The organism is Streptomyces sp. NPDC031497, assembly GCF_055580905.1.
The window spans coordinates 380,260-392,988 of the sequence record NZ_JBVIKO010000007.1; the positions used below are offsets into that span (position 1 = coordinate 380,260).

The following is a 12,729-nucleotide window of genomic DNA, read 5'->3' on the forward strand; positions in this document are numbered from 1 at the left end:
GCGCCTATAACCTCGTAAGCGTGTCGTCTCTCGCGCTGTACCGCCGCTATCGCCCGGAGTCGTTCGCCGAGGTCATCGGGCAGGAGCATGTCACCGACCCGTTGCAGCAGGCGCTGCGGAACAACCGGGTCAATCACGCGTACCTGTTCAGCGGGCCGCGTGGGTGCGGGAAGACCACCAGCGCACGAATTCTGGCCCGCTGCCTGAACTGCGAGCAGGGGCCGACGCCGACCCCCTGCGGCGAGTGCCAGTCATGCCGCGACCTCGCCCGCAACGGACCCGGGTCCATCGACGTCATCGAGATCGACGCGGCCTCTCACGGTGGTGTGGACGACGCCCGTGAGCTGCGGGAGAAGGCCTTCTTCGGGCCTGCCGGCAGTCGCTACAAGATCTACATCATCGACGAGGCCCACATGGTCACGTCGGCCGGCTTCAACGCGCTGCTCAAGGTCGTCGAGGAGCCCCCGGAGCATCTGAAGTTCATCTTCGCCACCACCGAGCCCGAGAAGGTCATCGGGACCATCCGGTCGCGGACCCATCACTACCCCTTCCGGCTGGTGCCGCCGGGCACCCTGCGGGAGTACCTCGGCGAGGTGTGCGGCAAGGAGAACATCCCCGTCGAGGAGGGCGTGCTGCCCCTCGTCGTGCGCGCCGGCGCCGGCTCCGTACGTGACTCCATGTCCGTCATGGACCAGCTGCTCGCCGGAGCGGGAGCGGAGGGTGTGACATACGCCATGGCCACCTCCCTCCTCGGCTACACCGACGGGTCCCTGCTCGACTCCGTCGTCGAGGCCTTCGCGACCGGGGACGGCGCCGCCGCGTTCGAGGTCGTCGACCACATCATCGAGGGCGGCAACGACCCGCGCCGCTTCGTCGCCGACCTGCTGGAGCGGCTGCGGGACCTGGTGATCCTCGCCGCCGTCCCGGACGCCGTGGAGAAGGGGTTGTTCGACGCCCCCGCCGACGTCCTGGAGCGTATGCAGGCCCAGGCCGGCACGTTCGGCGCCGCCGAGCTCAGCCGCGCGGCCGACCTCGTCAACGCGGGCCTGACCGAGATGCGCGGCGCCACCTCCCCCCGCCTCCAGCTGGAGCTGATCTGCGCGCGCGTGCTGCTTCCCGCCGCCTACGGCGACGAGCGGTCCCTGATGGCCCGCCTCGACCGGCTGGAGCGGGGCGTCAACTTCTCCGGCGGGGGCGGTGCGCCCGCGATGGGGTACGTCCCCGGGCCCGAGGCACACCGGGCGGCGCCGGTAGGGGCTTCGGCCGGTGCGGCACCTGCTCCGGCTTCGGCTTCGGCTCATGCTCCGGCTCCCGCTCCGGTCCCTGCGGTGCCTCCGGTTCCGGTTCCGGTTCCGCAGGGGGGCGGGCCCGCGGCGGCCCGTGCGGCGGTACGAGGGGGAGCGGCACCCGAGCCTGCGCCGGTGCAGGCGCAGGCACCGACACCGGCTCCTCAGCCGACCGCACCCACACCGCCGGCCCCGCCGGCTCCTCCGGCCACCGCGCCCGCCGCCCCGCCCGGCGCCTGGCCGACCGCTGCCCCCGCGGGTGGCGGCGCCGCTCGCCGCCCAGGCGGCTGGCCCACGGCCTCGGCCACGGGCGCGGGCACCCAGCCATCCCAGCCGTCCCAGCCGACCCCGGCGGCCCAGCCGGTTCCCGCGGCCCCGGCGGCCTCGGCCCCAGCCGCCCCTGCCGGCGGACTGGACCCCCGTGTTCTCTGGCCGAACATCCTCGAAGCGGTCAAGAACCGTCGGCGCTTCACCTGGATCCTCCTCAGCCAGAACGCCCAGGTCGCCGGTTTCGACGGCACCACCCTCCAGCTCGGCTTCGTCAACGCCGGAGCCCGTGACAACTTCGCGAGCAGCGGCAGCGAGGACGTGCTGCGGCAGGCGCTGGCCGAACAGTTCAGCGTGCAGTGGCGGATCGAGGCGATCGTCGACCCGACGGGCGGCGGCGGCTCGGCCCCGGCCGGTCCCGGATACGGCGGCGGTCAGCCCGGTGGCGGTTACGGTGGCGCACCCGCGGCGTCGTCGGGTTACGGCGGCTCCGCCCCGGCGGCCCCGGCCCGCCCGGCGACGTCCCGACCCGGCCCGTCGACGGCCACACCCCAGGGCTCCCCGCCGTCCGCCGCGACGGCAGCGGCTCCGACCCCGCCGCCCGCGGCCCCCGAGCCGCCTCCGGTGTCTCCCGAGGACGACATCCCCGAGGAGGACGACCCCGACCTCGACGAGTCGGCCCTCTCCGGCCATGAACTGATCGTGCGGGAGCTGGGGGCGACGGTGGTGGAGGAGTTCCAGAACGAGTGACGCGCGGCGAGTGCCGCCGGTGACGCGCGGCGAGCGCCGCCGGTGAGGAGGCAGGAGCCGAGGGTTCTCCGCCCCGCCCTCCGCCCCCTTGGAGGATCCTCCAGCCGGTGCGCCCGGCTACGCTGGCCCCCGTGAAGGTCCTCGTCATCGGCGGCGGCGCCCGCGAACACGCCCTGTGCCGCTCTCTGTCCCTCGATTCCGACGTCACCGCGCTGCACTGCGCCCCCGGCAACGCCGGTATCGGCGAGGTCGCCGAGCTGCACCAGGTCGACGCCCTGGACGGCGTCGCCGTCACCGCCCTGGCCCGGGAGATCGGTGCCGATCTCGTGGTCGTCGGCCCGGAGGCCCCGCTCGTCGCCGGGGTCGCCGACGCCGTGCGCGAGGCGGGTGTCCCGGTCTTCGGTCCCTCCGGGGAGGCCGCGCAGATCGAGGGGTCCAAGGCGTTCGCCAAGGCCGTGATGGCGGCGGCCGGAGTGCCCACCGCCCGTTCGTACGTTTGCACAGACGCCGATGAGGTCGCCGAGGCCCTCGACGCCTTCGGGGCGCCGTACGTCGTGAAGGACGACGGGCTCGCCGCCGGCAAGGGGGTCGTCGTCACCGACGACCTGGCCGCCGCCACGGCGCACGCCGCCGGGTGCGATCGCGTCGTCATCGAGGAGTTCCTCGACGGTCCCGAGGTCTCCCTCTTCGCGATCACCGACGGCGTGACGGTCCTCCCGCTCCAGCCCGCCCAGGACTTCAAGCGCGCCCTGGACGGGGACCAGGGTCCGAACACCGGCGGCATGGGGGCGTACTCCCCGCTGCCGTGGGCCGACCCCAAGCTGGTCGACGAGGTCATGGAGACCGTTCTCCAGCCGACCGTCGACGAGATGCGGCGGCGCGGCACCCCGTTCTCCGGTCTCCTCTACGCCGGCCTCGCGATCACCTCGCGCGGTGTCCGGGTCATCGAGTTCAACGCCCGCTTCGGCGACCCCGAGACCCAGGTGGTCCTCGCCCGTCTGAAGACCCCGCTGGCCGGCGTCCTGCTCGCCGCCGCGAACGGCACCCTCGACGACCTCCCGCCGCTGCGCTGGCGCGACGACGCCGCGGTAACCGTGGTCGTCGCCTCCCACAACTACCCGGACACCCCGCGCACCGGCGACCCCATCACCGGCCTCGACACGGTGGCCGCCGAGGACGCCCCGCACGCCTACGTCCTGCACGCGGGGACGAAGCGGGACGGCGAGGCGGTCGTCAGCGCCGGAGGCCGGGTCCTCTCCGTGACCGCGACCGGTCAGGATCTGACCCAGGCGCGGGAGCGGGCGTACGCGGCCGTGGCGCGGATCGGGCTCGACGGCTCCCAGCACCGTACGGACATCGCGGCGAAGGCGGCGGCCGAGGCGGGCGACGTGCCCGAGGCGGCCGAGGCCTGAGCGCCTCCATGCGCGCACCGCTCCTGGTCAGGCCCCGGAACCCGAAAATCCGGGGCCTGATCGTTGCTGTCTGTCGATCACCTCTGACCAAAGCCATTCCATCGAGTGACCGATGCCCCATCCGGCTGACGGGGGCCGAGGCCCCAACTAGGGTGCGGCGCAAGCGTTCCGGCACTTGGCCCACCGGCATTGCGATGTCAGTGGCGGGTGCCACAGTGGGGGAGTGAGCAACAGCGAGGACGGCACCAGGACAGCAGGGAGGGGGTGAGGTCCGGACGTGACCAGTACCGGTATCGGTGTGGAGGCGGGAGCGCAGGCAGCGCGTACCCGGGCCCTCGCTGTGCTGCGCATCCGCGGCCGGGCCCTGGCCGTGGCGCTGCTGCCCGCGGCGGCCACGGTGATCCTGCTGTCCGGCGGTTCCACCGGTCACTTCGTCGGCCGGGGCTGGGACACGGCCCGCTGGATCGTCGGTGTGCTCGCCGTCGTCGTACTGCTGGCCGCCGCCGGCATCGGCCTGGTCGTGGCCCGCGCCCGGCCGGCCGTGAGCCCCACGGTCCCGATCCTGGAGGAGTCCGCCCCGGACCTGTACCGGATGGTGCGGGACCTCGCCGACCGCCTCGAGGTCCCGGTGCCCTCCGCCATAGCGCTCACCCCGGACTGCGACAGCTGGCTGGAGGACCGCACCCACCCGGCGCACGGGCCGCCCGCGCCCAAGGGCGGCGACGAGCTCGGCAGCCCCGGCCCGCACCGCCGTACCCCGGCCGCCCCCGTCCTCGTCATCGGCTCCCCGTTCCTGTGGTGGATGCGCGTCGGCGAGCTGCGCGCGGTCCTCGCCCCGGTCGTCGCCGGTACGGGCCCCTCGGCGCACCCGGACATAGCCGCCGCCCGCCGCTTCGTGCGCGGGCTGGACGCGGCGGTCGCCGTCGCCTCGACGACCGGCCGATGTCCGGCGACCCGGCTGATGTGCGCGGGCCTCGGCTGGGTGGCCCGGGTGCTGCTGCGCGGCTGCCGGGAGCACGCGGCGCTGATGGAGCGCGGGGTCGCCGCCGCGGCCGCCGAGCGCGCACAGGCCGTGGACTACGGCCTGCGGATCGTCGCCCAGGAGCAGGTCGGCCTCGCCTACGCCGGCTGGGACCGTCTTCTCACCCGGGTCGCGCTGCCCGCCTGGCGGATGGGCCGCTGGCCGTCCCGGCTGGACGCGGGCGTGGTCGCGGCGCTCACCGAGCTGTCCCGGCGCGACCGGCTGGCCGAGGGCTTCGCCTCCCGGCTCGGTGAGCGGCCCGCCTGCGACCTGCTGGAGGAGCCCGGTCTGGTGGACGAGGCCGCCTCGCTGCTCGCCGCCCGTCTCTTCCACGGCGGCCCCGCCGAGCCGGGCCCGGACTGGTCGCCGGTGGCCTGGCAGGAGTATCCGGACGAGGTCGTCGACCGCACCTGGCGCACCGAGGCGGCCCGGCTGCACCGCGTCCTGGACTCCCTCGGCGTCCGCGCCACCCTCGACCCCGCCGCCCCCGACCCCGGCGGTCCCACCCTGGCCCGGGTCCTGGACCACCTCACCGATCCGGCCGCCCACAGCAGGCCGAAGGAGCCCCCCGCCTACGCAGCGGACGCCGAGGAAGCCACCGGCACCGAGCGCAGCGCCGCCCTGGCCGCGGGGCTCACCGCGGCCCTCGCCCGGGAGGAGGCCGCCGCCGTCAGCCCCGGCCCCGGACCCGACGCACCCGCACCCGCACCCGCCGGGCAGGGCCCCGACAGCGCCCTCTGGGACGACTGCGCGCTGCCCCTCTTCCCCCTCCAGCCCCCGCGCACCGCACGCGAGCTGCTCGCCGACCACGTCACGGCGATGGTGTGCTGCGCGGCCGTGGACACCGCCGGAGCCACCCCCGGCCTGGACTGGCTCGACGGCCCGTCCCTGCTGGTCGACGGCGAGCGCGCCGCCGACCTGACGCCCAGAGTCCTCAGCCTTGTCGAGGAAGGAGACCCGGCCCCGCTGCGGGCCTGGCTGGTCGAGTCCGGGATACGTCCCGAGAAGCCCGTACGGCTGGTCTGACCTCGGCGTTTCGACGCCTTAGCGGAGCGAACCGTTCCACTTCAGGCAAATTCGCAACGAACCGTGACCGGACGCGTGCGTTATGTGATGTGCTGGGACCGTTCGGTGAAATGGCAAGCGCATCCGACATAAGGCAGACGGCACAGTCACCGCCCGCGGAACCCGCACGGCGCCACGGGCGAAACCGGAAACAGGCACGAACCAGGCACGAACCGGGCGCGAACCAGGCCCGACCGCAACAGCACCAGCTCGGCCACGTAACGCCGCACCACCGCACGACGACTCGTATCAGCACACCTCACGGGGGCACGAGGGAGGGGAGCCACCATGGCATCGGACCACATCCGCCGCTGGGAGTCGGGAGCACTCGCGCACGCCGTCACGGACCCCTTCGGCCAGGGTCCCGTCCCCTGGCTGCGCGGCAGCGAGACCTATTTCGACGACACCGGTCATGTCGTCCCCTGGTACGTCGACCCGAGCCGGTCACAGCCCACCGGCGAGAACCCGCGGATCCCCGCACCCCGTAGTGCGGTCGGCCCCCGCTCGGCGGACGACGTGCACCGGCAGATCAAAGGATTCGCCTCGACCGGCGCGGTCTCCCCCGGCGAGGCCGTCGACTTCCACATCACCGTCGACCCGCCGCAGGAATTCAGCGTCGACATCTACCGCATCGGCCACTACGGCGGCGACGGCGCGGCCAAGGTCACCACCAGCCCGCGGCTGTCCGGCATCGTGCAGCCTCCGCCGCTGACCGCCGACCGTACGGTCTCCTGCCACCACTGGTGGCTGTCCTGGCGGTTGCAGGTCCCGTCCTCCTGGAGCATCGGCGCGTATGTCGCCGTGCTCACCACGGCCGACGGCCACCGCTCCCACGTGCCCTTCACGATCCGCGACAACCATCCCGCCGACCTGCTCCTGCTGCTGCCGGACATCACCTGGCAGGCCTACAACCTCTACCCCGAGGACGGCCGCACCGGCGCCAGCCTCTACCACGCCTGGGACGAGCGGGGCCGGCTGCTCGGCGAGGCCGACGCGGCGACCACCGTCTCCTTCGACCGGCCGTACGCGGGCGCGGGCCTGCCCCTGCACGTCGGCCACGCCTACGACTTCATCCGCTGGGCCGAGCGCTACGGCTACGACCTCGCCTACGCCGACGCCCGCGACCTGCACGCCGGCCGTGTCGACCCCACCCGCTACCGGGGCCTGGTCTTCCCGGGCCACGACGAGTACTGGTCGCCGCGGATGCGCCGCACGGTCGATCTGGCCCGGGACAGCGGCACCTCGCTGGTCTTCCTCTCCGCCAACACCATGTACTGGCAGGTGGAGTTGGCGCCGTCCCCGTCCGGGGTCGCGGACCGTCTGCTCACCTGCCGAAAACGCAAGGGTCCGGGCAGGCCCGTGCTCTGGCGCGAGATCGACCGGCCCGAGCAGCAGACGGTCGGCATCCAGTACGCGGGCCGGGTGCCCGAGCCGCACCCCCTGATCGTGCGCAACGCCGGCCACTGGCTCTGGGAGGCCACCGGCGCGCAGGAGGGCGACGAACTGCCGGGACTGGTGGCCGGGGAGGCGGACCGTTACTTCCCGCGCACCGCGCTGCCCGAGCACGAGGAGCGCATCCTGCTCGCCCACTCCCCCTACGCCGACAGCGACGGCGCCCTGCGCCACCAGGAGACCTCCCTCTACCGCGCCCCCTCCGACGCCCTGGTCTTCGCCTCCGGGACTTTCGCCTGGTCCCCGGCCCTGGACCGCCCCGGCCACGTCGACCCCCGCGTCCAGCGCGCCACCGCCAACCTCCTGGACCGCATCTGCAAACGGGACTGACCCCGTGTCCGGCGGCAACCCGGCATACGGGAGAATCGGGGTCACCTGTACAGAACCACGGGGAGGAACCGTGTCCGGATTCGTCGAAAAGCCCGAGCCCGTCGAGGTGCCGGGTCTGGTGCATCTGCACACCGGCAAGGTGCGCGAGCTGTACCAGAACGCGGCCGGGGACCTCGTGATGGTCGCCAGTGACCGCATCTCCGCGTACGACTGGGTGCTGCCGACCGAGATCCCCGACAAGGGCCGGGTGCTCACCCAGCTCTCCCTGTGGTGGTTCGACAAGCTCGCCGACCTCGCCCCCAACCACGTCATCAGCACCGAGCTGCCCGAGGGCGCCCCCGCCGACTGGGCGGGCCGCACCCTGGTCTGCAAGTCGCTGAAGATGCTCCCGGTCGAGTGCGTGGCGCGCGGCTATCTCACCGGCTCGGGCCTGGCCGAGTACCAGGAGTCCCGCACGGTGTGCGGCCTCGCCCTCCCCGAGGGCCTGGTCGACGGCTCCGAGCTGCCCGCCCCGATCTTCACCCCGGCCACCAAGGCGGAGGTCGGCGAGCACGACGAGAACGTGTCGTACGAGGAGGTCGCCCGGCAGGTCGGCGCCGAGACGGCCGCCCAGCTGCGCCAGGCCACCCTCGCGGTGTACGGGCGGGCCCGGGACATCGCCCGCGACCGGGGCATCGTCCTGGCCGACACCAAGTTCGAGTTCGGCTTCGAGGAAGACACCCTCGTCCTCGCCGACGAGGTCCTCACCCCGGACTCCTCCCGCTTCTGGCCGGCCGACGAGTGGGAGCCGGGCCGGGTCCAGCCGTCGTTCGACAAGCAGTTCGTGCGCGACTGGCTGACCTCGGCCGAGTCCGGCTGGGACCGCAAGAGCGAGCAGCCCCCGCCGCCGCTGCCGCAGCGGGTGGTCGAGGCGACCCGGGCGAAGTACATCGAGGCGTACGAACGGCTGACCGGCAACACCTGGTCGTGACGCAGGCACCCCCGGGCCCCGGCCCGGGAACGCAGAAGGCCCCCGGCGGAAACCGGGGGCCTTCTCTTCTGAGCGGACGACGAGGCTCGAACTCGCGACCTCAACCTTGGCAAGGTTGCGCTCTACCAACTGAGCTACGTCCGCATGCGCCGTGGCGCGTGAGCAACTATACCCAACCTCGCTCCCGGGCGAGACGCACTGCGCTGTGGCGGTTCTCCGCACCGAGCTTGGTGACGGCGGAGGAGAGGTAGTTCCGTACGGTTCCCGGCGACAGCGCGGCCCGCTCGGCGATCTCCGCGACCGGCGCCCCGTCGGCCGCCAGTTCCAGCACCTCGGCCTCCCGGGCGGTCAGCGGCGAGTCCCCGGCGGAGATCGCGTCGGCGGCCAACTCCGGGTCGACGTAGCGGTTTCCCGCGTGCACGGTACGGATGATCTCCGCGAGCCGCTGTGCGCTGACCGTCTTCGGGACGAACCCCCGCACACCGGCGGCCAGGGCCCTTTTCAGATGCCCGGGGCGGCCGTGGCCGGTCACGATCAGCACCTGGCAGCCGGGCAGTTCGGTCCGCAGGGATGTGGCGACCTTCACACCGTCCGCCCCCGGCATCTGCAGATCCAGTACCGCCACGTCGGGCCGATGGGCCCGCGCCATGGCGAGCGCCTCCGGCCCGGTGGCCGCCTCCGCGACCACGACGAGGTCGTCCTCCAGACCGAGCAGCGCGGCGAGCGCGCCCCGGATCAGGTGCTCGTCGTCGGCGAGCAACAGCCGTACCGGAGAGGTCATGAGGTGACTCCGCTCACATGTGCTTCGGCCGTACGGCCGGCCAGCGGCACCGAAGCCACCAGCCGGAACCCGTCCGCGCCCACCGGCCCCGCCTCCAACGTGCCCGCCACCACCGCGAGCCGCTCCCGCAACCCGGCGATCCCGGACCCGCCACCCGCGTCCCCCGCGGGCCCGCTCCCCTCGACGCCACCGCCCTGCCGCCCGCCGCCGACGTCCTCACCACCACCGTCCCCCGCGCCGACGGCGACCTCGACCCCGGTTCCGCCGCCCGCACGACCGCCCCGTACAGCGACCCCGTCGTTCTCCACCGTCAGCACCACGCGTTCCTCCATCACCCGCAGACCCACCGTGCACCGTCCCGCGTCCCCGTGTCGCAGGACATTGGTGGTCGCCTCCCGGACCACCCAGCCGAGTGCCGACTGCACCTCGGCGGGCAGCCCGGCGGTCTCGCCGGTCACCGCGCAGTCGATGCCCGCGGCGGCCAGCACGCCCTGTGCGCCCGCGAGTTCGGCCGCGAGGTCGGCGTCCCGGTAGCCCCGTACGACGGCCCGTACCTCCCGCTGCGACTCCTGGGCGATCCGCTGCACCTCGATCATCTGCTCCACGGCCTCGGGCCGTTCGCGCCGGGCCAGCTGGACGGCCAGTTCGCTCTTGAGGGCGATGACGGCGAGGTTGCGGCCGAGCACGTCGTGCAGATCGCGGCCGAACCGGAGCCGTTCCTCGGCGACGGCGAGCCGGGCACGGGTCTCCCGGGCCTCGTCGAGTTCGTAGACGGCGTTCAGCAGCCAGAGGGAGAAGACCGAGGTGGCGGCGAGGAAGCCGCCGGCCAGGAACACCGCGAACGCCGTGATCAGCGCGCCGGTCCCGGGCACGCCCAGCGGGAAGGAGACCAGGCCCGCCCCGAACGCGAAGCCCGCGATCAACGCCACCGCCCGCCGCCGGTCGCGGACCCCGAGCGCCGTGGTGCCGGCCCCGAAGGCCAGGATCCCCACGGAGACGGTGGCCGCCGCACTGACCATGGCGTCGCCCGGCCCGCCGTGCTCGCGCAGTACCAGGGCGATGACGGCGAAGACGTACGTGGCCGCGCCGAGCACCCACAGCAGCCGCACCGGCTGCTCCCGGCGGCCCCGCGTCCAGTCCAGCACCCGGGAGGCGGTGAGCGCGCAGAGGACGGCGTGGACGACGACCATCGCGATCAGCCAGCCCGAGACCGAGGCCCTCGTCTCCCCGAACACCGGGAGCCCGATCGCGGTGACCTCGACCACCGCGAAGAAGTGGAACGACCAGCGTGTGTACGTCTCGACCTTGGCGGGAGTGGTCTTCTCCCGCCACCAGCCGCCTGCCCCGCTCATCCCGGTCCCGTCCCGTCCTGTCCCGTCCCCGCTCAACGCCGGGGTTCCCAGCGGAACCACCGCCGTACAGCAAACACCGCGACCACGGTCCAGGCCAGCGCGGTGAGGACCGCGCCCAGCGCCTCGTAGCCGCCGAGCTCGCCGGTCCAGCCCGCACGGACCAGCCGGACGGCCGGGGAGAGCGGGAGGAGTTCACAGACCGAGGCGACCCGGTCGGGCAGGACGTCCGTGGGCACGGCGATGCCCGAGCCCAGCATCGAGACGAAGACCAGCGGCAGCGCGGTGACCTGGGCGCTCTCGGTGGTCCGGGTGACCACCGAGGTGAGCGCGGCGAGCGCGGCACTGAGCAGCAGGCCCAGGAGCAGCCCGAGCAGGGTGAGGTACGGCGCCTTGGGCGCGCCCGCGTCGAGCAGCACCGCGCAGCCGACGGTGAGCACCAGCGCCTGGGCCAGGCCGAGACAGAGGGCGGGCAGGGCGGTGCCGGCCAGGATCTCCGCGTCGGCCGGTTCGCCGGTGCGCAGCCGTTTGAGGACGAGCTCCTCCCGGCGCGCCACATACGCGCTCACCAGGGACGTGTACACGGCGAAGAGGAAGGAGAACCCGGTCGCGGCGGTCAGCATCAGCGTGCCGACGTTCAGTCCCTGGGCCCTCAGGTCGATCTGGTCGATGGCGGGCCGCACACTGAACGGCAGGGCGAGCGGTACCAGCAGCGCGGTGAGCACCGCACCGCGGTTGCGGCCGAGGAGCAGCAACTCGGCGCGGCCCAGCGCACCCAGCCGGCGCCAGGAAGCGGCGCGCGCCGCCCGGCGCCCGCCGAGCCGCACCGTGCTCGTACGACCGCCGTCCGCCGTGCTCATACGACCGCCTCCTTCGCGATCCCGAGGAACGCCTCCTCCAGCGAGGCCGACCGCACCTCCAGCCGGTCCAGCTCGACCCCGGTCCGCTGGGCCCAGGTCAGCACCCCGGTGGCGGTCCGCTGCACCTCGCGGGTCCGCAGCCGTACGGCCCGGCCGGCGGTCTCGTGGCCGCACACGCCCAGGGCGGCGAGCGGCGGCAGGTCGCCCACGAAGTAGCCGAGCGGCAGCTCGAAGGAGATGCGCGCGGGCCGGTCCGCGGTCACCTCGCCCGGTGTTCCGGTGGCCGCGATCCGCCCCTCGTGCAGGATGGCGAGCCGGTCGGCGAGGTCCTCGGCCTCTTCCAGGTAGTGCGTGGTGAGCAGGACGGTCGTCCCGGTGTCGCGCAGGGATCGCACCAACTCCCAGGTGTCCCGGCGTCCTTCGGCGTCCAGGCCGGTGGTCGGCTCGTCCAGGAACAGCACCTCGGGCCGGCCCAGCAGCGCGAGCGCCAGGTCGAGGCGGCGCCGCTCACCGCCGGAGAGCTGCTTGACCCGGACGTCCGTCTTGCCGGCGAGCCCGACCAGGCCGAGTGCCTCGGTCGCCGGCCGGGCTCCGGTCGTACAGCCGGCCCACATCCGGGTCGTCTCGCCGACGGTCAGCTCGGACGGGAAGCCGCCCTCCTGGAGCATCACGCCGGTGCGCGGCCGTACGACGGCCCGCTCCCGGTGCGGATCGTGGCCCAGCACCCGCACCCGGCCCCCGCTCGGCGGGGCGAGGCCCTCCAGCAGCTCGACCGTGGAGGTCTTTCCGGCGCCGTTGGTGCCGAGGAGCGCGAAGATCTCCCCGCGGCGCACGGAGAAGGTGACTCCGCGGACCGCCTCGAACCCGCCCCCGTAGACACGACGGAGGTCTGTGACCTCAATCACGTGTTCGTTGTCATCCATGGCTTCCATGGAAAGAGCGTCCCCGGGGACCGCGCCCGGCAGCAGTGCGTGGTGTCATCACTCGCCATGACAAATGTCAGGGCACGTGAGCGGAACCTAGGGCACACGAAAAAACCCCAGCCGTATGACTGGGGTTTCTTCTCTGAGCTGGAGCGGACGACGAGGCTCGAACTCGCGACCTCAACCTTGGCAAGGTTGCGCTCTACCAACTGAGCTACGTCCGCACTGCTCCCGACCGGCTCCCACCGATCGGTGCGAGCACC

At 73.5% G+C, this 12,729-nt stretch carries 9 protein-coding genes and 2 tRNA genes; 5 read left to right on the top strand and 6 right to left on the bottom strand.

Annotated features, from left to right (window positions below):
- Window positions 1-20: 20 nt before the first annotated feature.
- The 5 genes from ACZ5K7_RS17745 to ACZ5K7_RS17765 all read left to right on the top strand — a co-directional run bounded on the left by ACZ5K7_RS17745 (window position 21) and on the right by ACZ5K7_RS17765 (window position 8,553).
- Window positions 21-2,303 (top strand): DNA polymerase III subunit gamma and tau, encoded by a 2,283-nt coding sequence (locus tag ACZ5K7_RS17745; protein WP_468914431.1) that lies wholly within the window; start codon window positions 21-23, stop codon window positions 2,301-2,303.
- A 131-nt stretch (window positions 2,304-2,434) separates the two neighbouring features.
- Entirely contained in the window at window positions 2,435-3,715 is a 1,281-nt protein-coding gene (purD, locus tag ACZ5K7_RS17750; RefSeq protein ID WP_468914433.1) for a phosphoribosylamine--glycine ligase, read from the top strand.
- Window positions 3,716-3,992: 277 nt separating this feature from the next.
- The gene (locus tag ACZ5K7_RS17755; protein WP_468914435.1) at window positions 3,993-5,762 is read left to right on the top strand and encodes a M48 family metalloprotease; all 1,770 of its coding nucleotides are present in this window, start codon (window positions 3,993-3,995) and stop codon (window positions 5,760-5,762) included.
- Between the two features lie 327 nt (window positions 5,763-6,089).
- Window positions 6,090-7,583, top strand: a complete 1,494-nt coding sequence (locus ACZ5K7_RS17760; RefSeq protein WP_468914436.1) for a N,N-dimethylformamidase beta subunit family domain-containing protein — start codon at window positions 6,090-6,092, stop codon at window positions 7,581-7,583.
- A 70-nt stretch (window positions 7,584-7,653) separates the two neighbouring features.
- Window positions 7,654-8,553: a phosphoribosylaminoimidazolesuccinocarboxamide synthase gene (locus tag ACZ5K7_RS17765; RefSeq protein ID WP_468914438.1), complete on the top strand. Its 900-nt coding sequence runs from the start codon at window positions 7,654-7,656 to the stop codon at window positions 8,551-8,553.
- Between the two features lie 71 nt (window positions 8,554-8,624).
- Here ACZ5K7_RS17765 and ACZ5K7_RS17770 read toward each other — a convergent pair.
- The 6 genes from ACZ5K7_RS17770 to ACZ5K7_RS17795 form a co-directional block, all read right to left on the bottom strand.
- Window positions 8,625-8,697 (bottom strand) — tRNA-Gly (locus ACZ5K7_RS17770).
- Window positions 8,698-8,719: 22 nt separating this feature from the next.
- On the bottom strand, window positions 8,720-9,334 hold the full coding sequence (locus ACZ5K7_RS17775; RefSeq protein WP_351695531.1) for a response regulator transcription factor: 615 nt from the start codon (window positions 9,332-9,334) through the stop codon (window positions 8,720-8,722).
- Window positions 9,331-10,686: a sensor histidine kinase gene (locus ACZ5K7_RS17780; protein WP_468914441.1), complete on the bottom strand. Its 1,356-nt coding sequence runs from the start codon at window positions 10,684-10,686 to the stop codon at window positions 9,331-9,333. The genes ACZ5K7_RS17775 and ACZ5K7_RS17780 overlap by 4 nt, the downstream gene beginning before the upstream one ends.
- A gap of 32 nt (window positions 10,687-10,718) precedes the next feature.
- Window positions 10,719-11,543: an ABC transporter permease gene (locus tag ACZ5K7_RS17785; protein ID WP_468914442.1), complete on the bottom strand. Its 825-nt coding sequence runs from the start codon at window positions 11,541-11,543 to the stop codon at window positions 10,719-10,721.
- Complete coding sequence (locus ACZ5K7_RS17790) at window positions 11,540-12,466, bottom strand: ABC transporter ATP-binding protein (protein WP_468914444.1); 927 nt, start codon at window positions 12,464-12,466, stop codon at window positions 11,540-11,542. Before ACZ5K7_RS17790 ends, ACZ5K7_RS17785 begins: the two co-directional genes overlap by 4 nt.
- A gap of 148 nt (window positions 12,467-12,614) precedes the next feature.
- Window positions 12,615-12,690: transfer RNA gene (locus ACZ5K7_RS17795), tRNA-Gly, on the bottom strand.
- Window positions 12,691-12,729: the final 39 nt, after the last annotated feature.

Coding starts and splice junctions, on each gene's coding strand:
- ACZ5K7_RS17785 (WP_468914442.1), bottom strand. CDS start 11,543: ATGAGCACGGCGGACGGCGGTCGTACGAGCACGGTGCGGCTCGGCGGG.
- ACZ5K7_RS17790 (WP_468914444.1), bottom strand. CDS start 12,466: ATGGATGACAACGAACACGTGATTGAGGTCACAGACCTCCGTCGTGTC.
- ACZ5K7_RS17760 (WP_468914436.1), top strand. CDS start 6,090: ATGGCATCGGACCACATCCGCCGCTGGGAGTCGGGAGCACTCGCGCAC.
- ACZ5K7_RS17775 (WP_351695531.1), bottom strand. CDS start 9,334: ATGACCTCTCCGGTACGGCTGTTGCTCGCCGACGACGAGCACCTGATC.
- ACZ5K7_RS17780 (WP_468914441.1), bottom strand. CDS start 10,686: ATGAGCGGGGCAGGCGGCTGGTGGCGGGAGAAGACCACTCCCGCCAAG.